We start from the raw sequence: 18,511 nt of genomic DNA, 5'->3' as shown, positions 1-18,511 counted from the left end.
CAACCCCGCCCGCAGGCCCCGAACCTGCCGCATGTCCACACCCACAACATGCTCTCGACAGACATATCTGGCAAGACCTAACGAAGTCCTACTAGAACGTGACCGGCCGGCCGAAGGCCGGCAGCCGATCCAGGTGTTCCTAGGGGATGCGGCCGATGCGGCCGGAGACGTGGAACACGGTGTCCTCCTCAGCGGCCGGGCGAGCGGCGACCGAAGTGCGCCGGGCCGGGCCCGATGTGGCTGTCGTCGAAGTCGAAGGTCAGGGCGTGGGTCACGTTCTCGACGCCGTCGACGGCGCGGCACAGCCGTACCACGATGTCGATGAGACTGCGGTTGTCGACCGCCCCGGACAACCGCACCATGGCGTCGCGCACGTCCACTTCGATCGTGCCGGGCTCAAGCCACAGCGCGTCGCGCAGGACGCCGTGCTCGATCTCGGTGCGGATGTCCTCGTCGGGGCGCAGGAAGGTGCGCAGCAGGTCGCAGCGGCTGACGATGCCGACCAGGCGACCGTCGGTGTCGACCACCGGGAGGCGCTTGACGTGGTGGCGGTCCATCAGACGAGCGCCGCGGAGTGTGCTGGAGGTGGGCTCCACGCTCACCACGGGGGTGGTCATCAGTTCGCGCGCGGTATGGCCGTCGCCCTTGGTGTGTCGGTTCGCCAGTCGGCGCAGGCCCGGCACGCGGTGGGCGTCCTCGGCCTGCTCCACCTGGGCGCGGAGCAGGTCCGCCTCCGAGACGATGCCCAGGATGCGCCGTTCGTCGTCGACGACCGGCAGGGCGCTGATGCGTCGGGCGTCCAGCGCGGAGACGATGTCCCGGAACTCGGAGTCGGGGCCGACGGTGGCGACGTCACGGGTCATGACGTCCTCGATCCTGCGTTGCAACATGCGAACCCCCTGGTCGATATGCGGCGCGTCGCGCCGAAGGTGTCGACGACGACGTGCTCGTCCGGACACCACGAGCCTGTCGCCGATCCGGGAGTCGGGACAGGGCCGCGTTGCCCGCCCCACCGGGCCGAACGGCCCGGTGCCCACCCGCGCCCCCGAAGTCGCGGTTTTGGACGGGCGGTTGCCGGACGGCAGCGGGGTCGACGTGTGCCGTGCGGTCCGGGAGAAGGGTCCCAGGCCCGCCTTGACGGTCGCCCCCGGAACGCTCGGTGGCGGTCGGCCCCTTCGACGGGGCCACTCGGCCCTATGGCGACCGTGCGGGCAGCGTGACGCTGGAGACGGAAAGCGTTACCGCTCACCTTCGGAAAGGCGGACGCCATGAAGGCCCTGACCTACCACGGCGCCGGACACCATCGCTGGGAGGACGTGCCCACCCCCACCGTCCGGGACTCCCAGGACGCGGTGATCCGCGTGGACGCCGTCACCATCTGCGGCACCGACCTGCACATCCTCGAGGGCGACGTGCCCGACGTGGAACCGGGCCGGGTCCTCGGCCACGAGGCCGTCGGCACGGTCACCGAAGTCGGCGCGGGTGTACGCGACTTCACCCCCGGCGACCGCGTGCTCATCTCGTGCATCTCCTCGTGCGGGCGCTGCCGCAACTGCCGCACCGGTGCATACGGACAGTGCTCCGGCGGCGGGGGCTGGGTGCTGGGCCACCTCATCGACGGCACCCAGGCCGAATACGTCCGGGTGCCCTTCGCGGACACCTCCCTGTACAAGCTCCCGGAGATCGTCGGCGACGAGGAGGCCCTGATGCTCGCCGACATCCTGCCCACCTCCTACGAGGTCGGCGTCCGCAACGGACACGTGCGTCCCGGCGACACGGTGGTCGTCGTGGGAGCCGGGCCCATCGGACTGGCCGCCATCACGACCGCCCGCCTCTTCGGCCCCTCGCGCGTCGTCGCCGTGGACCCATCGCCCGCGCGCCGCGACGCCGCCAAGGGTTTCGGCGCCGACGTCGTTTTCGACCTCCCCGAGGCCACTGCCGAGGCTCTGGGTGCGCTCACCATGGACGGCCGGGCCGCACACGTGGCCATCGAGGCCGTCGGCGTGCCCGAGTCCTTCGAACTGTGCACCCGCCTGGTCCGCCCCGGCGGACACGTCGCGAACGTCGGCGTACACGGCAAACCGGCCACCCTGCACCTCGAAGACCTGTGGATCCGCAACCTCACCATCACCACCGGCCTGGTCGACACCACCAGCACACCGCTGCTCCTGGACCTGCTCGCCGAGGGCCGACTCGGCACGGAGGGAATGACCACCCACCGGTTCGGCCTCGACGAGATGCTCGCCGCCTACGACACCTTCTCCCGTGCGGCGGAGACCGGTGCGCTCAAGGTCGCCCTCTTCCGCCGCTGAATCGCCCTGTCCCAGCCACGTTCCACAAGATCCGAGGAGGATCCCGCGATGACCGTACGAGTGGGCATCAACGGCTTCGGCCGCATCCGATGCACGACCCGAGCACCGACCACGTCGTCTCCGCCGCCTCCTGCACCACCAACTGCGTCGTACCGATGACCTCGCAGGAAGGCCGGCCATGACCACCCCCGTACGTGTACGACTCCACCGAAGGCTCCCACGAGTGCGGCGTCGACTACGTGTCCTGCTCGCGCGGCCCGCGACGGCAACCCCGGCGAGCCCGCGCATCCACAACCGAACCCCGGACCGAGCACCACCGACGACCGTGCGAAGCGACGTAACGGCGCCGTCGACGACGGAGGATCCGATGGACAACGAGACGGCCGGCACCCGCCTTCCCGACATGGTCGACATACCGCGCACCATCCGCCGTCGACGCGAGCAACTGGGCCTGACCCGCGCGGAAGTCTGCGCTCGGGCGGGACTGCCCCTGAAGTGGTTGGTGGAACTCGAGGCCGGTGACGCCCCGTTGTCCCGGGCCGCTCTGGGCGCCCTGGCGGTGGCGCTGGAGACCGGTGTCGCCGCGCTCATGTCCGGCACGCCGGCACCCGGTCGGGAGGAACCCGGTCCCTCCGACGCCCGCAGCCTGATCCCGATGAGCGAGCAGGAGTGCCACGCCCGCCTCGCCACCCATGAGGTCGGCCGCCTCGCCGGCGGGACGGACCATGTGCCGTGGGTACTTCCCGTCAACTACACGTCGCACGGCCGGGACATCCTCTTCAGCACCCGATCGGGCTCCTCGCTCGCCGACCTCCGGGGACCGGTGGCCTTCGAGGTGGACGACGTGGACCGCTACGCCCGGCTGGGCTGGAGCGTGTTGGTGATCGGCGTGGCCGAGCCCGTCACCGACCCCGCCGAGATCGCCGGGCTCACCGCGGCAGGGGTCGGCGCTTGGCCCGCCGACCGTGGCGAACTGTGGTTCCGCATCCGCCCCGGCCGGGTGACCGGCCGCCGGCTGCGTCCGGGCTCGGGCCGGAGGTGAGTTGCTGCCACGAGCGGCGGGGCCATCGGGTCGACGGTCGCCGGCGCAAGGCCGCCTCGGAGCGTAGACCCGCCGAACGCGACGCCGCCCGAGCCTGGTGATCGGGCTCGGGCGGCGTCGGCGTCGGTGTCGGTGCCGTGTCGGATCAGGCGTCCGGGGGCGCGGGGACGAAGAGCACCGGGGTGGTGCTGTGGCGCAGGCAGTACACGCCGGTGGGGCCGGGGATGGTGGGGCATTCGATGCCGCTGGCGCCCAGTACGAGCAGGCGGGCGTTGTGGGCGCGGGCGACCAGGACCTCGCCGGCCGTGCCGTGCAGGGGGGTGGCCACGATCCGGTCGGGCGGGATCGGGGCCCGTACGAGGCTCGCCAGGGCGCGCTCCAGGCGTTCGCGTGCCACCGACAGCGGGGCGTCGGGTCGGTCCAGGGTCGGGCGCTCGGGGTCGGCTTCCGTCCACGCCGCGACCACGTCCAGGATCACGCCGAGTTCGGCGGCCTCGCGAGCGGCCCAACGCAGGGCGAGCGCGGACCCGTAGGAGCCGTCCAGGCCGACCACGATCCGGCCCTCCCGCCGGTCCTCGGTGATTTCGTCGGCGGGGGCGATGCCTTGCCGAGGTGACACGCGCATCGTTTCCCGGTCGGATCGGGTACCGAGCGATTCCATGTCGAGCTCCTTCGTGTGGTCCTGGTAGCGATCGAGCGCCGAGCGGCGAAGGTTCGGGTGGGTGGCTCAGGGGTTGTGACGTGTCGGCGGAAGCACCGGCTCCAGCCGGAAGAGCACCGGTCCGTGGTCCGTGGGGCCGTGGGCGGGCTTGCGGCCGGCGAGTGCCGAGACCAGATCCCGGGCGGTCACCAGGCCGACCATGGTGTCGTCGTCGTCCGTGACCGCAAGGGCGTCGACCGCGTGATCGGTCATCACGTCGGCCACCTCGGCGAGTCGGGCGGAGACCGGTACGTACGGCTGCGAGCCACCGGGCAGCAGGTCTCCCACGTAGCGCTCGGCGAGCGAGATCGCCGGAAGCGCGCATGCCACCGCGAGTTCGCTGCGCTCCAGCAACCCCACACAGCGGCCGTCCTCGTCCACGACCGGAAGGTGATGGAACCCGGTGCGCTGGATCAGCTCCCAGGCCATCAACAGGGATTCGTCGCCCGCGACGGTGAGCAACGCCGTGCTCATCACGTCGGCCACGCTCCGCTCACCCACCGACGCGTCCGCGTGCATGGTGGAGCCGCTGCCCGGGGCGGGTCCGCTGCTCGTCCTCATCGCGCTCGCCTCCTGTGTGTGCGGGATCCGCAATCGCGCGGTTCACCCGGTTTCCACGATGGAACGTCCGCGGCCGCGAACACAGGGCCGGTGGGGGTGGTGGGCCGGGCCGAAGGTCCCGGGTCACCGGTACCGGCCGGCCCTGTGCCCGCCGGCGGGGCGCGCGCACGCTGAGGGTGAGGGATCGACCCGACATCGCGGTACCGACCCCGCCGCCCGAGCCGTCTTCACTCGACGATTGGACAAGCTCATGAGCACCGGAACCCACCTTCCCGGCCTCGGTGTCCTGGTCGGTTACGACGGCTCGCCCGGCGGTGAACGCGCACTCGCCTGGGGTGCCCGCGCCGCCGCCGAGGCGAAGACGCCGCTCCACCTGGTGATGGCCGTACCGACCGGCGCCCTCGGCCGGCGCGCTCACGCGGACGAGGTCCGCAAGGGCGCCCGTGCCCTGCTGGAGCAGGCGGCGGAGCGCAGCCACGCCGCCCACCCGCACCTGAGCGTCGAGACGTCGTCGGTCGAGGGTCCGGCGGCGGATGTGCTCCTGGAGGCGAGTCGCCGCGCCGAGCTGATCGTGGTCGGTTCCCGAGGCCACGGCGGCTTCACCGGGCTGCTGCTCGGATCGGTGTCACTACGCGTGTGCGCACACACGACCTGCCCCGTGGTGGTCGTTCCCGAGGCCGTCGACGACGTGGACACCCCGAGCGTCGTCGTGGGCGTCGCGGATCGCAGCGACACGCCGGCGGTCGAATTCGCCGTGGAACGGGCCCGTCGCATCGGCGGCAGAGTGGTCCCCGTCCACGTATGGACACTCACGATGGCCGGCTACTTTCCGGGCGTGGTCGCACCGTTGCTCGGCGACCCGTTGGACATGGTGGCAACCCACGACCATCTCCTGACCGAGATGCTGGACCCGATCCGGGCCCGGGCACCGGACGTCACCATCGAGGCGATCGTCACGACCGGCACGCCCGCATCCGCGCTGATCGGCGTCTCCGCACATGCGGACCTGCTGGTGGTCGCTGCCCACCGGGCACACGGACCCTTCCCGATGCGCCTGGGCCCCACCACCCACGCCGTGCTCCACCACGCGTCCTGCCCGGTGGCCGTCGTGCCGATACCGATCACCACCACGCCATGAACGGCGCGAAGCCGCGATCGCGGGGAGGGCGCGAACCGGTACGACGATGGTGGCGGGCACTGCTCGGTCGCGAGCCGATGTATCGGCGCTGCGACGTCGTGCGCCTCCGGGCGACGCTCGCACTCACGATCCTGACCCTCCTCCTGGTGCCGTTGGCGATCGTGGCGGTCGTCGACGCGCGCGCGGCCTCCGGCGAGGCGACGCGCAATCGCCAACTGGCACGAGAACATCGGGTTTCCGCCGTACTGCTGACCACGCCGCCCCAGCAGGCCAGACCCGGCGCCGAGACGGTGACGGCGAGCGTGCGCTGGTTCGCGGACGACGGGGTTGCGCGCACCGGCACGGCTCAGGTCCCCCTCGGCGGGTCGGCCGGGGGCACCACCCACATCTGGCTCGATGCCGCCGGTCGACCCGCGATGCCGCCACTGACCCACGGCGCGATCCTCGCCGACGAACTCACCGCGGGGATGATGGCATTCGCCGGCGCGGTCGTGGTGACGACCGGAGCCTTCGGCGTGGAGCAACTGCTGATTTCCCGCCGCCGTGCGCTCGCCTGGGAACGGGACTGGGCAGCCGTGGAGCCGAGCTGGAGCGGCCGTATCGAGCACTGAGCCGGCGGCGACGACCACCCACTCGGTGCCCCCGGAGAACCGGTGAGCCCGGCATGAAGGCCGAGCCGTCCCGATCATCGGATTCCCCCGGGGCACTCGGGCACGCGATCCGGTAGAGGGCGCGCGCCTGCTCCGGACGCCGTACCGAGCTTCACCCCCATGGTGCGCCGGACGCCGGAAGAGCGCCGAAGCCGTTCGGCCCACCGACCCGGGCCGAAGGACCCTGCCGGGGGCCGCCGCCGGCCCGGACAGTGGAGGGTGACCGGGCATCCACCCACCCCGCCGGGGCGGCGCAGAGGCACGGGCCGCCGAGCGGTCATCGCAGGCGGACGGATCGATGGAGGGCGATGTGAACTCCGCGAGGACGCACATGGCAGCCAGGGGTCCGGGTTCGGCGCTGCCGGCGATGGTCCCCAGGATCTGCGACGTCATGAGCGCGCCGGTCGTGCGGGTGGCCCTGACGGACACGCCCCGCGTGGCGCGAGAGCTGATGCTTGCACGCGGGCTTCGCCATCTCGCGGTCGTCGACCCGGACACCGGCGCGGCGGTGGGTGTGCTGAGCGACCGTGACCTCGCCGATCCGCAGGCACCGGGTCAGATGGGATGCCGCCCACACACGGTTGCCGAACTCGTCCGGAGCTGCGCGCCGGTCGTCCGCCCGGAGGTGGACGCACTCACCGCCGTGGCATGCGTGCTCGACGCCGAGGCCGACGCGCTGATCGTTGTCGACCGGGCCAGGAAACCGCTCGGAATCGTCACCAACCACGACTTGGCGCGTCTCCTGACCCGGATTCATCACGATCCCATGGCGGGATGACCGTCGGGCGGGTCCGGTGCGTCTTCGAGGGTGCCTCCGGGCGCGGACGTGGCCCGGTGCCGGCGCCCTCCGACGCGCCCGGTGAAGGGCCGAACGGCCTTGGGGCACCGGGTCGTTCGAGGCCCGATGTCCGGGAGCCGACGGCTGCCCCTCCGGCCGCATGCGCGATTCGGATCGGCCGTCAGTTCGGCGCCGAGGTATCCGTCTCCGGGACGGCGGGTACGACGACCGGCGGGCAGCGGGCGTGGTGGATCAGGCCCTGACTGATCGAGCCCAGGAGCATGCCGCGGAAGCCGCCGACCCCGCGGCTGCCGACGACCGGACACAGCGCGTGCTCGGCGGCTCTCACCAACGTCCGTACGGGGTGGCCGACGGCGACTTCGCGGCGCACGGGCACGTCGGGGTTACTTCTCGGTCCAGCCGGCGAGCGTCTCGGCCGGCCGGATCCGGCCCTCCTCGATCTCCTCCGGCATGGCCAGGGAGGTCACCAAGCCGGAGGCCGGCTGTCGGACCCGTACGGCGACGATGGTGGCTCCGCGGCGCGCGGCCTCGTCGAAGGCGTGGGCAACGGCGGGTTCGGAGCGCCGTGAGCCGTCCACGCCGACCACGATCGTGCGCGGATCGGCGGTGGCATGTTCGGGTGCGCGTACGACCACGACCGGGCAGGAGGCGTGCGCCGTGACGGGTACCGCGATGGCGCCGGTGGTGAGCCGCGCCGGGTGTGGCTGCCGGTGCCGGTCGGGGTGGTGGCCCCCGACCGGCAGCGGATGCAGCCTCAGCGCGGGCCCGACACGACGGGCGCATCCGTTCTCGCGCCGGATCCGTCGGCGGCCGGCGTGTCGCCGCCGGTCTCGGTCGGTTGGAGAGTCTCCTCCACGGCGCGGCGAGGGGTGGCGGCTCCCGGAGGCCCGTAGCCCATGCGAAGCACCATTTGCACGTAGCCGGGGCCGGTGTGCGGATCGCGCAGGCTCGCGCGGGTGTCGGGCCATTCCACGGCCTGGTGCAGGACGGACATGCGCAGGCCGTGCAGGGTGGCCGTCAGCCATACCCGCTCCATGGCCTGGCCGGCGCGCAGCCAGTCCTCCGGGCGATCGAAGCGGGTGGTGAGGGTCGCCACCTGGGGCAGCGCCTCGAAGCGCTGCGTCGGGGTGGGGGGTGTGGGCGGGTGTCCGGTGAAGCCGCGCACCGGTACCCGGGCGTCGTGGTCCTGGGGACCCAGGGCCTGGTAGGGAATGCCGTCGGTCGCGGGCTCCTCCGGGCGCAGCCACTCGCGGGTCTCGGCCTGTCGCGCGAGGTCGGCGGCGGTTCGCCGTTCGGCCTCGGCCGTCAGGTTCAGGACGCGGCGCGCGTCGGCCTCCTCCAGCACTGCCAGGACCACGTCCTCCGCGTCGGCGGCGGCCATCAGCTCACCGACGATGCGCTCCGGTACGTCGCGGTTGGCGAACGGCAGGCGACTGGAACGGCGCAGGGCGATCGCCGGGTACAGGTCCGCGTCGTGGGTGTGGGCGCGTCGACTCAGGTCGAGTACGGCCGCCGGTGCCGGATCCGGGCCGTGGGGAAGCAGCGTCACCAGCGGGTCCCGGCCCAGTTGTGCGGCGGCGACGCGCAGGTTGAACACGGCCGCGCCCACGGAGATGTACAGGGCCCTGCCGTCGGGGTCGGTGAGCGGCACCGCGCGGGTCGTGTCGGCGTACACCGCGATTCCCCGGCCGTCGCTCGTGGGCCGGAACGACCATGGTTGGCTGTTGTGGAGCGAGGGGGCCGCGCCCCCCGCGGCGGCCAGATACCGCAGGTCGGCCGGATTCAGCGATGCGTTGGTCATGTCGATCTCTCCCTACGGCCCCTGGCGTCGGCAGGCCGGTCCAAGGCGGGCACCGGACGCAGCCGAAGTCCGCGACGGCGACGACGGGCCTCGTCGGCCGCCCGCAGAACTGCGCTTCGGACGGCTTCGGTGTTGTCGATGCCCACGGCCACGGGCACCGATTCCTCGAAGGCGATCACCGCGCACCCCTCTCCGCGCGAGCCGGCCCGATGTGCCGGCCCTCTTGCCGACTCTCCTCCCGGCGTTCGGCGCCGGGCAGGGCCGTTCGGCCCGGTCGGTTCGACGAAGGGCCCGTCGCAGGGAACGTGGTCGGGAGTGTGGTCGGGCGGCGCCAAGGCGGCAGACGTCGACGGTCACCGGGCAGACCCGATCCCAGGGGCCCTTCGGCCCTATCCAGCGTGCGTCATCCGCGCAGACTGAGAATCATCCGCGCAGACTGAGAAGAGGAAGGCCGTCGAACCGGAGGTGAGCCCGATGGTTGCCGCAAAGCATTGGACCGTCGACATCCACCTGAGCGAAAAGAGTGGCCAGGACGACTTCGAGGGCGGCGAATCGGTGCGTACGTTCGCCGAAGCACGGTTGCGCACGGGGGAGGACACATCGGTGCGCGGCTGGGGACATGCCCGCAAGAACCCCAAGGACCGGGACGTCCCGGAGATCGGCGACGAATTGGCCGCAGCCCGGGCACTGTCCGACCTGGCACACCACCTGCTCGATTCGGCCGCCCGCGACATCGAGGCGGTCACCGGCGGGCCGGCGGCCGTGCACGATTGAGCACCGTCTCGCCGCGGGTGTGCACCGCACGGATCGGCGCGGACGGCACTCGGTCCTACACGGTGCGCTCGACCGAGGACGACCACGAGTCACTGTTCTTCCCCGGTCCGAAAACGCACGTCGAGAAGCGAAGTGGAACGAGCAGGAGACATGGCCGAGAGCCCTCACCCGCACCCACCGGTGCGGGAGCCCACCACCGCGCAGGCTCCCGCGCCCTCCCGAATCACCACTCACCCCCCAGGGAAGCGCCCGCCGGCGCCAGAGCCCGCCGACACCCGGTGCGAGGGTTTCCCGCGGCTAGGGCTGGTCGGCGTGCAGGACGAAGAACAGGAAGCACAGGAAGCGCGGCTTGGCCGCGATGGCTTCGGGAAACAGCTCGCGGGCGGCTGGATCGGGCTCTGGCTCGCTGACGACCGCTATCCGGAAACCGGCTCCGGTGAATGCCTCGATCATCGCGTGCAGCGGCCTGTGCCAGATACTCATCAGCGTGGACTGTCCGCCCATGGTCCACTCTTCGGTCCAGTTGGTGGTGTCGAAGTACTTGTACTCGGCCTCGCGGCCGGCCTGGCGGTGCATGAGGTTGATGGCAAAAGGGTGGTCGACGGACGCAATCAGCCGACCGCCGGGCTTGAGTACGCGTCGCAGCTCGGCCAGCGCCGGCCCCCAGTCCTTCAGGTAGTGCAGCACCAGGGACGCGACTACATCGTCGAACGTGTCATCAGAGTAGGGAAGCGGGCCGCCGAGGTCGGCCACCTGCAGGTCCGCACTGTCGCCGAGCCGCCGCCGGGCCAACTCCAGCATCCCGGCACTCGCGTCGAAGCCGCTCACGATGGCGCCACGCTCACGCAGCGCCGCGAACAAAGGTCCGGAGCCGCAGCCGGCGTCGAGGATCCGCCGGCCGGCCACGTCTTTGGCGAGTGCAAGCATCGCGGGTCGCTCGTAATAGGCATTGATGAGGTTGGATTCATTTTCGGCCGTGTACGCCTCGGCGAAGCTGTCGTAGTCGTTGACCTTCGGCGTGTCCACAGTCACCGCGGACGGCGAGGTGAGCTCGGGGGAACTCGCGTGCTCTCGGTGCTCGTCGGAAACCATGGTGCGGGAGACGTGTGTCGCATCGGTTCGGTTCCTGGCCGCTCCCGGTTTTCCTTGCAGTCCATGTACAGGACGGACCTGCCCTGCGCGATCATCGGGGCGGGGAGGGTGCGGTAGAGGGAGCCCATGGTGGGAGCGCTGAACGCGCCCATGCCCAGGCCGGCGGTGAACGCGAGGAGGACCGGCCACAGTTCGTCGGTGTGGGCGCCGACGGGGGTGAACGCTGCGGTACTCAGCGCGGTGGTGAGGGCTCCGGCTGCGGCCAGGCCCCGGGTGCCGATGCGATCGGAGAGGCGTCGGGCGAGCGGCATGGCGAACGCGCCGCCGAGACCGACGGGCGCCGTCAGCAGTCCGGATGCGAGGACGCCGTGTCCGTGGGCCTGCCGGCAGTGCAGCGGCAACGCGAACAGGGTGGCGAAATTGGCCAGTCCGCCGATTCCCATGATGGCGACGCTCGCGGTGAAGCAAGGGTTCTCGGTAAACGGTGGCGGTCCACCACCGCACTGCCGAAGCGCCGAGCGTGAGCCGATCCTGTCCGAGACTGCGGTGACGTCGGGTGCGTAGTGGAAGAGCGCGCTGTCCCAGCCGATTTCCGGTGTGCCCTTGCCGAGGGCGGGTCCGAGGGTCACGACGTCGGGCCCCACCGTTCCGTGACACCGCGTTCCGTGATACCGCCCGATCGGTGACCCATGTCACGCGGCCGCGTGTCACAGGCATCGGGGCGCCGACGTCTCGTGTACGTCGGGACACCGCGCCGGAAGGGCAGGGAACATGAGCACCCGTAGGTTCGCAGTGGCAGGAGCGACCGGGCGGCTGGGACGCCACGTCGTGGACGTCCTCACGGAACGGGGACACGTGAACAGGAGGCGCATTGTGTCGATAGCCGCGGCCTCCGCGGTCCTGGGGGGATCCCTGGTCGGTCTCGGCGCATCCGGCGCAGGCGCGGCCGAGACCGCCGGCGCCTGCGACTACATCATGGTGGTCAAGAACAACTCGAACGGCTACGGATACTTCAAGGGACCCACACCGCTGCGCAAGCTTCCCGAGGCCAGGTGCGGCTCCCACGGAACGTACCGCGACAACACCAAGTTCTACTTCTGGTGCTACACCACGAACCGCCACGGAAACAACTGGATCTTCGGGCGCATCGCCGGGACCGAGGAGACCGGCTGGGTGTACGAGAAGAACATCTCGTGGAACGACGGCAGGCTGAAGCACTGTCGCGAGTCGTAGTCCATCGGCATCGCCGCGAGCGCGCCGATTCCGGGCGGGAGCGCGGCTGTTACCGCGAGGTTGGGCCGATTCAGGGCCGCACGGCCGTGGGCGGGACTCGGCGCCGGCGGTCGCGGCGCCGCTGCGGACTGCGAGTTGAGCACGACGCCGGCGTGCGGAGATACGTCGCCGCGATCGTGGCGGGGGCCGTCATTGGAGCGCACGCCATTCCGCAGGGCATCCCGGGCTCCCGGACCGTCGACGTTCGGGTACCGGCTGTCCGTTGCCTGCGCGGTCCGTGGTTCGCCCACCCCGGCGTTGACGATCCCACCGCCGGTTTTCCATCGCCACCCGTGATCGATTACCTCTCTGCCGGACTCGCAAAAATCTATCGTGACTGGAGTAGACATTGGGCGCTGGTGTGGTTATGGTTTCTCTCGTAGCCCAGAGAGACCGAAGGGCCTGGCAGAGACGAACTGCCGGCCGCAGTACCCGTAGTCGCAGTACGCAGTACATGAGATCGCAGGTGCAGGACGGTGCGCTTGTGGAGTCCCGAAGTCAGGTTTGTCGCAGGACGGCGACGGGACTGACGGCCGCACCGGCCGGCCCCGGGATGATCAGGGGCCGCGAGCAGTACCGCAGTTCACGCAGTCGCAGTACTGGTAGGTGTAATTCGCAGTACCCGCAGTTCGGTAGGTGAGCGGTACCTCGGTGAAGGCGTCTGCTGCGGACGCGCGCACCGGGAGGTTCGGCAGTGGGGTTCCACGCCAAGGCAATACGTAGGACGGGCGATCGGGGCTGGCTGCCGAAAGAAGAAAGAAGGGGTGGCGCCTTCACGGGCCACCGGGCAGTACGCATCACCCGCGGCACGCAGGAAAGCAGTACCAGGCAGTACGCAGTACCGATGGACCGCAGTACGCAAGATGGTTACCGAGGAAACAACGAAGGAGTGGAAACGCCATCGGGATCGCCCGGGCGAAAGTATGGGCCCGGGTACCGCAGAGGACTTCGATAGTGAGGTGGTCTCCGGTCACGAATCCGCGATCCCCGCACCCCCGACCGCGGTTCGGTCGGGCCTGCGGAAACGACAGGCCGGCTCGAAACGAGAGCCGGCGGATGGTGTAGCAGTTCCTTCGGGGCCCTGGTGCCAACGGCACCAGGGCCCCTCCATGCGTTCCACCGACAACAAAGAGGTGCGATGACAGCAGACAACCCCGGCCGTCTCGACGACGACCACTATCCCGCCTACACCACGGGCCGGGCCGCCGAACTCCTCGGCACTACGCCGAGTTTCCTGCGCGCCGTCGAACAAGCCCGCCTGATCACCCCGCAGCGCTCCGCCGGCGGACACCGCCGCTACTCGCGCCACCAACTGCGCATCGCCGCCCGCGCCCGGGAACTCGTCGACCACGGAACCTCCATCGAGGCCGCCTGCCGCATCACCGTCCTCGAAGGCCGGCTCGAGCAAGCCCACCGCGCCGACACCGAACACCGCCGCAACGCCGAACACCGCCGCAACGCCGAACCGGCGAACCCACGGCCGCGGCCTGAGAGAGTCCGAGAGAGCAGTCGGGCATGACCGTCACCCACGCCATGAACCAGGGCACCGGAACCGTCCACGCCTTCCGGGTGAACGTCCGGCGTTGCGGCAGTGGTTGGTCGTCGTCGGCGGATGGTGACCTCGCGCATGCTCGAAGGCGCCTGATCCGGCCCGGCCCGCCGGCACACGCCGGCGGGTCGACTACCGCGGGGTGACACGAACCCGGAGACGGGTCTGCTGCCGGCCACCCGGACCACTCACACCCCGTCCTCTCCATGGAGTGTCGATGGCCCTGCTGGTACCGTGGGGGCCATGAGTGATCCGAAGGCCATCAATCTCCGTTTCCCCGACCCGGGGCAGCGGGCCGCGATCGCGGCCGCGGCCAAGGCCGAGGGTGTGAGCATGCAGGAGTACATCCTGGGTGCGGCGTACGCGCGCGCGACCGCCCTCGAGGACCGGTTCCTCGACGCCTTCCGCGCGTCCATGGCCCGTAGCGGCGACGCGTTCGCGGCCGAGGCCGGTGAGGTCGACCCCACACCCGAGCAGCGCGCCGCCGAACACGAGGCCGCACGCGAACTCGCCGCCCCCGAGCGGGGCCACGCCGCGTGAACGATCCGCACCCCCCGCACGTGGACGTGGCGTTCCTGCTCCACGCCGCCGAACTGTTGCCCGGCGATCCACAGGTCGACGACCTCGGCCCGCTCTACGCCGCGCTGTCCCGTGTACAGGCCCGCGCGATGGACCGGGACGTGTACGGTTCGGACCACCTCAAGGCTGCGGCGCTCCTTCACACGCTGGTCCGGTTGCCGTGTCTCGAGCATTCCAACGAGGCATTCGCCTGGCACGCCACCGAGGCATTCCTGGCCCTGTACGGACATCGTCTCGACTATCCGCCCAAGGAAGCCGTCGTCCTCGTCCGCGAAGCCGCCCGAGGCGTCGTCGGCGTCCGACGCATCGCGCGCCGACTCCGCGCATGGACCACGGACTGACCGTCCCGCACATGTGTGAATGCCCGCCATTGCGACAGTGGGTCGGCCGTCGGCGGCGAACGGCGACATCGGGCCTGCCCGAAGGCACGGGAGCCGGTCCGGGCAGCCGACACACGCTGCCACTCACCGCACGCCCCGGGTGACGTCGAAGGTGCGGTTGCCGCGATCCAAGAGTGTGTCGACAAGGCCGTGCAGCCCGCCCGCGCCCTGTCCTGGCACGGACCGACCCGGCGACTGGACGGCGTGACCCGGGCGCTTCGCGACAGGTACTGCGAGACGTGGTGGGGGGCCGACGCGACTCGGCTGAGGGGTGCGCCTTCGGAGCAGTCGGTCGAACCGGGATCGACACGATCAGGGTGCGCTGCATTGAGCACGACACGGCCGAAGGCGACGACACCATCGCCACCCCGACCATCCGAGCCCTCACCGAGACCCGGCCGGTGCGGATCATGTCCGGAGCGCTTCCTCGGCGACCCGGTCCACGAGCAGTGGCCGCTCGGCGTGTTGAGGCCCGGCCGAACAGGTCGGATTGCCACGAGGGGACGGTGGCGGTGAAGGCCTTGGCCTCACCGACCGGGAACGCCTCCGACACGGGGCTGGTCGTGCCGTGCGGCGTTGTGGTCGGGGTGCGCGCCTGGGGGTCGACGATGCGGTGTCCGTGGATGCGGTCTCCGTCGATGAGCGGACGGGCGCGCCGTGAGCGGAGGCGGTCGACGGCGGAAGACGGTGTCGGGTGGGACGAACCGCTGTCGGCCGTGGGGCCGCACCCTGTCGAGGTCGACGGCGAGGGATTCGAGTGCGTCGGGCTCGGCGTTGCGGACCGGATGATCGAACGCTTCGAGGAGCGGGTGGCGTCGGCGACCGAGGGGGCGGGTGAGCGGGGGTTGGGACGAGGGGAGGTTCGGGGGTGCCGCTAGCGTGGCCGCATGGAGCGCAGCCCGCTGGACGAATGGCAAGCAGTGCGTCGTGTCGTCGACGGCGTTCGGCGCGACGGCGCGTTCGAGGCGCGGACCTCCGCGAAGGCCCTCGCGGTCATTGCCGGTTGCGCGGTGCCGTTGCTCGTGGCGATGGCGGGGTCGTTCGCGAGTCCGAATCCGGACATGCCGAAGGTGCTCGTCCCGGTCATGGCGGTGCTGCTGGTGCCCGTCGTCGTGTGGATCGTATGGCTGGTCGTGCCGCGCGTGCGGCTGCGGGTCGACGCGGACGGCATCGCGGTCCGCGGGCGGCGCGTCGTGGCGTGGGAGGACGTGGCCGAGTTCCGGACCGGGATCGCCGCGGGGCGGGCACCGCAAAGCTACGTGCTGGTCGAACGCGCTGGCGCCGCCGGCCCGCTGCCGCCCGTGAAGCTGCCGATTCTGCTCGACGTCGACACGGCGATTCTGCGCGCCGCGCTCAACACCCTCCTCGTCGAGCGGCGCGAGGGAACACAGCCCGGCCCCGGACCCGTCCGTCCGCGCCCGAGCCGGCCCTGACGCGGCCCACGGCCCTACCCGCGGTAGTTCCGCCAGGCCGCTTCTCCGGCTCGAGCTCTCCCGGAGTACTCGGCGGCTCTGCGCCCTGACGGAACATCGTCTCCTTTCAGGCGGACCTGGCCGCGATGAATCGTCGGTCGTCGTGACGCGGCGCTGAAGGGTGCCGCGGAGTCCCGCCTGCTCCCGCGCACCCGGCCACTTCGCGGCCGAGCCGGGTGAACCGGCAAGCACTTCGGTCGTCGCCGCCCTCTCCACCGGGGCTCGGCATCGCGCGGGCAAATCAGGTCAAGATCGGCCGAGTTGCGTTCCAAGGGCGCGCCGCGGCCGTCCGGAGGATTGCCGCGCGGCCGCTGGGGGGAGACCCCCGATCGCCGGGCCGTATCCGGGCCGGGCACCGAAAAGGCGGCGCGGTGGCGCGCCGCGCGCAGAAGGAGAGCGGTAGATGGCGACGGGCACGGTGAAGTGGTTCAACGCGGAGAAGGGCTTCGGTTTCATCTCGCAGGACGACGGAGGGTCGGACGTGTTCGTGCACTTCTCCGCCATCAACGCCTCCGGTTACCGCGAGTTGCAGGAGAACCAGCGGGTCTCCTACGACGTCACCCAGGGCCAGAAAGGCCCGCAGGCCGAGAACGTCACCCCGGAGTAGAGCTGCACCTTTGTTCCCGGTCGGCCGTGCTCACGCGGGGAGCGGGCGCGGCCGACCGAGGCAGCCGGCGCCGGGCCTTGGGCGCGGCGGCCCCCGACCGGCGATCGTCGCCTCGCTCGGCCGGCCGAGTGCCCGTGCGAGACGCGGACGCGGTCACCCCGACCGCTGCGGGGGCGCCTACCGCCCGAGCTTGGTCTCGAGGTTTTCGGGGCGGGCCGGGAGGTGTGCCAGGGCCGTTATTGGCCCGAGGTCGGCCGGTACCGCGCTGCCCGCCGCAGCGGCAGGCAGCGCGTTCATACGCGGAGCGCAGGTTCATCCGGTGATCGGCGTGGCGCCGGTCACGGCAAGAGACAGGTCCCAGAGCCGGGCCGCCTCGTCGGGGTCGATGGCGTATGCGCGGACGCCGCCGTCGTCCATGGGGGTGTCGGGGGCGCAGACGCGGGCGATGTCGCAGTCCTCCAGGTAGAGGCCGCCCCGGCCGTCGAGGAGCGGGGACGTTGCGGCCCACAGGCCGGTGGCGGCCCCCTGTGCGGGGGTCTTGAAGTCGGTGTCGATGACGTTGCCGTGCTCGTCCACCCAGCCGCGGTCGATCTGCTCCCGGAGCGTCATCTCCCGCTGCAGCCCGGTGATGATCTTGCCGGGGTGGAGGGCGAACGCCCGGACACCGTCGCCCTGCCCGAGTTCGTCGAGGTGCACGGCGAACAGGGCGTTGGCGGTCTTGGCCTGGCCGTAGGCCAGCCACTTGTCGTAGCCGGTACGGAAGTGCGGATCGTGCCAGCGGATGCCGGTCAGGGTGTGTCCGGCCGAGCTGTTGATGACGACGCGCGCGCCGTCCGCGGCGGCCAGGAGCGGGTAGAGCTCGGAGGCGAGGGTGAAATGCCCGAAGTGGTTGGCGGTGAGCTGGCCTTCCCAGCCGGGCCCCACGCGCCGCTCCGGGGTGGCCATGACTCCGCCGACGGCCATCAAAAGGTCGAGACGGTCGAGACGGTCGCCGATGTGCGCGGAGGCTGAGCGGACGCTGTCGATGTCGGCCAGGTCCATGCAGACGACCTCGCAGTTCTTCACCTCTTTTAGAGCGGCACGGGCAACGTCGGGACGGCGGGCGGGAACGATGACCCGGGTTCCGGCGGCCGCCAGAGCCCAGGTGGTCTCCAGGCCGAGTCCGGAGTAGCCCCCGGTCACCACGGCCGTCTTTCCGGAGAGATCGAGGCCGGCCACGATGTCCTCGGTGGTGGTGGAGGCGGAGAAGGGCGAGCCGAGCGGCTGCTGATCAAAAATGGTCATGCCGCCGACGCTACGATCTAGAGCGAGGTCTAGATCAAATCCGGGAGTGAGCGGCATGACGACCACCGAAGCTGCCGTGCCGTTCCTGAGCATCGGCGAGGTAGCCGAGCGGACCGGACTGAGCGTGCACGCCCTGCGCTTCTACGAGCGCGAGGGTCTGCTCGTCGGACCGGTCCAACGCACGTCGGGCGGCCGACGGCGCTACACCTCCCTCGATGTCGAATGGCTGCTGATCTGCGTCAAGCTCCGCGAATCCGGCATGCCGCTAGCCGATCTCAAGCACTTCGCCGAACTGGTACGCCGCGGACCGGGCAACGAAGCGGAACGCCTGCAACTACTCGACGCCCATCGACAGCGCGTCGACGCACAGATCCAGGCGCTGGAGGAGTGCCGATCCGTCATCGCCTGGAAGGTCGGCGTCTACGCCGAGCACCTCGCCCGCGGCGAAGCCGACGGGCTCTGGGACCCGACAACCTGAGGCAAACGTTGACAGCCGCGT

General features: G+C 71.0%; 23 protein-coding genes. 14 read left to right on the top strand and 9 right to left on the bottom strand.

Annotated elements, in window-relative coordinates:
* Positions 1-188: 188 nt before the first annotated feature.
* Positions 189-890 (bottom strand): CBS domain-containing protein, encoded by a 702-nt coding sequence (locus tag ACIBM5_RS32025; protein WP_396010087.1) that lies wholly within the window; start codon positions 888-890, stop codon positions 189-191.
* 378 nt (positions 891-1,268) lie between these two features.
* On the opposite strand from ACIBM5_RS32025, the gene ACIBM5_RS32020 reads away from it, so the two are divergent.
* Positions 1,269-2,312, top strand: coding sequence for an alcohol dehydrogenase catalytic domain-containing protein (locus ACIBM5_RS32020; protein WP_396010086.1), 1,044 nt, complete (start codon positions 1,269-1,271; stop codon positions 2,310-2,312).
* A gap of 367 nt (positions 2,313-2,679) precedes the next feature.
* Positions 2,680-3,354, top strand: coding sequence for a pyridoxamine 5'-phosphate oxidase family protein (locus tag ACIBM5_RS32015; protein ID WP_396010083.1), 675 nt, complete (start codon positions 2,680-2,682; stop codon positions 3,352-3,354).
* Between the two features lie 145 nt (positions 3,355-3,499).
* Here ACIBM5_RS32015 and ACIBM5_RS32010 read toward each other — a convergent pair whose 3' ends face one another.
* Together ACIBM5_RS32010 and ACIBM5_RS32005 are read right to left on the bottom strand one after the other, a co-directional pair.
* Positions 3,500-4,015, bottom strand: a complete 516-nt coding sequence (locus ACIBM5_RS32010) for a universal stress protein (RefSeq protein WP_396010081.1) — start codon at positions 4,013-4,015, stop codon at positions 3,500-3,502.
* Positions 4,016-4,081: 66 nt separating this feature from the next.
* Positions 4,082-4,615, bottom strand: a complete 534-nt coding sequence (locus ACIBM5_RS32005; RefSeq protein WP_396010080.1) for an HPP family protein — start codon at positions 4,613-4,615, stop codon at positions 4,082-4,084.
* Positions 4,616-4,865: 250 nt separating this feature from the next.
* Between ACIBM5_RS32005 and ACIBM5_RS32000 the strand changes: the two genes are divergently transcribed.
* The 3 genes from ACIBM5_RS32000 (at position 4,866) to ACIBM5_RS31990 (ending at position 7,181) form a co-directional block, all read left to right on the top strand.
* Positions 4,866-5,753, top strand: coding sequence for a universal stress protein (locus ACIBM5_RS32000; protein ID WP_396010079.1), 888 nt, complete (start codon positions 4,866-4,868; stop codon positions 5,751-5,753).
* The gene (locus tag ACIBM5_RS31995; protein WP_396010078.1) at positions 5,750-6,364 is read left to right on the top strand and encodes a hypothetical protein; all 615 of its coding nucleotides are present in this window, start codon (positions 5,750-5,752) and stop codon (positions 6,362-6,364) included. The genes ACIBM5_RS32000 and ACIBM5_RS31995 overlap by 4 nt, the downstream gene beginning before the upstream one ends.
* 370 nt (positions 6,365-6,734) lie before the next feature.
* Positions 6,735-7,181, top strand: coding sequence for an HPP family protein (locus tag ACIBM5_RS31990; RefSeq protein ID WP_396010076.1), 447 nt, complete (start codon positions 6,735-6,737; stop codon positions 7,179-7,181).
* A gap of 181 nt (positions 7,182-7,362) precedes the next feature.
* Here the strand turns inward: ACIBM5_RS31990 and ACIBM5_RS31985 are convergent, their stop codons facing one another.
* From ACIBM5_RS31985 to ACIBM5_RS31975, 3 genes are all read right to left on the bottom strand, one after another.
* On the bottom strand, positions 7,363-7,578 hold the full coding sequence (locus ACIBM5_RS31985; RefSeq protein WP_396010074.1) for a universal stress protein: 216 nt from the start codon (positions 7,576-7,578) through the stop codon (positions 7,363-7,365).
* A 7-nt stretch (positions 7,579-7,585) separates the two neighbouring features.
* Positions 7,586-7,837, bottom strand: a complete 252-nt coding sequence (locus tag ACIBM5_RS31980; protein WP_396010073.1) for a universal stress protein — start codon at positions 7,835-7,837, stop codon at positions 7,586-7,588.
* Between the two features lie 119 nt (positions 7,838-7,956).
* Entirely contained in the window at positions 7,957-9,003 is a 1,047-nt protein-coding gene (locus ACIBM5_RS31975) for an Acg family FMN-binding oxidoreductase (RefSeq protein ID WP_396010072.1), read from the bottom strand.
* 474 nt (positions 9,004-9,477) lie between these two features.
* Between ACIBM5_RS31975 and ACIBM5_RS31970 the strand changes: the two genes are divergently transcribed.
* Entirely contained in the window at positions 9,478-9,777 is a 300-nt protein-coding gene (locus tag ACIBM5_RS31970) for a DUF1876 domain-containing protein (protein ID WP_396010071.1), read from the top strand.
* 17 nt (positions 9,778-9,794) lie between these two features.
* Positions 9,795-10,187, top strand: a complete 393-nt coding sequence (locus tag ACIBM5_RS31965; RefSeq protein WP_396010094.1) for a DUF1918 domain-containing protein — start codon at positions 9,795-9,797, stop codon at positions 10,185-10,187.
* On the opposite strand, the gene ACIBM5_RS31960 is transcribed toward ACIBM5_RS31965, so the two are convergent.
* Both ACIBM5_RS31960 and ACIBM5_RS31955 read right to left on the bottom strand, forming a co-directional pair.
* On the bottom strand, positions 10,075-10,869 hold the full coding sequence (locus ACIBM5_RS31960; protein ID WP_396010069.1) for a class I SAM-dependent methyltransferase: 795 nt from the start codon (positions 10,867-10,869) through the stop codon (positions 10,075-10,077). The two genes, ACIBM5_RS31965 and ACIBM5_RS31960, sit on opposite strands and share 113 nt — an antisense overlap.
* Positions 10,806-11,498, bottom strand: coding sequence for an MFS transporter (locus tag ACIBM5_RS31955; RefSeq protein ID WP_396010067.1), 693 nt, complete (start codon positions 11,496-11,498; stop codon positions 10,806-10,808). Before ACIBM5_RS31955 ends, ACIBM5_RS31960 begins: the two co-directional genes overlap by 64 nt.
* Before the next feature lie 244 nt (positions 11,499-11,742).
* Here ACIBM5_RS31955 and ACIBM5_RS31950 point away from each other — a divergent pair, with 244 nt between their 5' ends.
* From ACIBM5_RS31950 to ACIBM5_RS31925, 6 genes are all read left to right on the top strand, one after another.
* The gene (locus ACIBM5_RS31950) at positions 11,743-12,102 is read left to right on the top strand and encodes a hypothetical protein (protein WP_396010066.1); all 360 of its coding nucleotides are present in this window, start codon (positions 11,743-11,745) and stop codon (positions 12,100-12,102) included.
* 1,177 nt (positions 12,103-13,279) lie between these two features.
* Entirely contained in the window at positions 13,280-13,660 is a 381-nt protein-coding gene (locus ACIBM5_RS31945; RefSeq protein WP_396010065.1) for a MerR family transcriptional regulator, read from the top strand.
* Positions 13,661-13,933: 273 nt separating this feature from the next.
* Positions 13,934-14,230 carry a hypothetical protein gene (locus ACIBM5_RS31940; RefSeq protein ID WP_396010064.1) on the top strand — a complete coding sequence of 99 codons (297 nt, stop codon included), beginning with the start codon at positions 13,934-13,936 and terminating at the stop codon, positions 14,228-14,230.
* Positions 14,227-14,610, top strand: coding sequence for a fic family toxin-antitoxin system, toxin component (locus ACIBM5_RS31935; protein WP_396010063.1), 384 nt, complete (start codon positions 14,227-14,229; stop codon positions 14,608-14,610). The genes ACIBM5_RS31940 and ACIBM5_RS31935 overlap by 4 nt, the downstream gene beginning before the upstream one ends.
* Positions 14,611-15,536: 926 nt before the next feature.
* Entirely contained in the window at positions 15,537-16,082 is a 546-nt protein-coding gene (locus ACIBM5_RS31930) for a hypothetical protein (RefSeq protein ID WP_396010062.1), read from the top strand.
* A gap of 442 nt (positions 16,083-16,524) precedes the next feature.
* On the top strand, positions 16,525-16,728 hold the full coding sequence (locus ACIBM5_RS31925) for a cold-shock protein (protein ID WP_391588825.1): 204 nt from the start codon (positions 16,525-16,527) through the stop codon (positions 16,726-16,728).
* Between the two features lie 312 nt (positions 16,729-17,040).
* On the opposite strand, the gene ACIBM5_RS31920 is transcribed toward ACIBM5_RS31925, so the two are convergent.
* Positions 17,041-18,012: an SDR family NAD(P)-dependent oxidoreductase gene (locus tag ACIBM5_RS31920; RefSeq protein ID WP_396010061.1), complete on the bottom strand. Its 972-nt coding sequence runs from the start codon at positions 18,010-18,012 to the stop codon at positions 17,041-17,043.
* 55 nt (positions 18,013-18,067) lie between these two features.
* Here ACIBM5_RS31920 and ACIBM5_RS31915 point away from each other — a divergent pair, with 55 nt between their 5' ends.
* Complete coding sequence (locus ACIBM5_RS31915) at positions 18,068-18,490, top strand: MerR family transcriptional regulator (RefSeq protein ID WP_396010060.1); 423 nt, start codon at positions 18,068-18,070, stop codon at positions 18,488-18,490.
* Positions 18,491-18,511 lie beyond the last annotated feature (21 nt).

The sequence above is a fragment of the Embleya sp. NPDC050493 genome (assembly GCF_044458105.1).
Classification (GTDB): domain Bacteria; phylum Actinomycetota; class Actinomycetes; order Streptomycetales; family Streptomycetaceae; genus Embleya.
The sequence above is the reverse complement of the archived record's forward strand: the minus strand, read 5'-3'. Positions and strand labels throughout refer to the sequence as shown.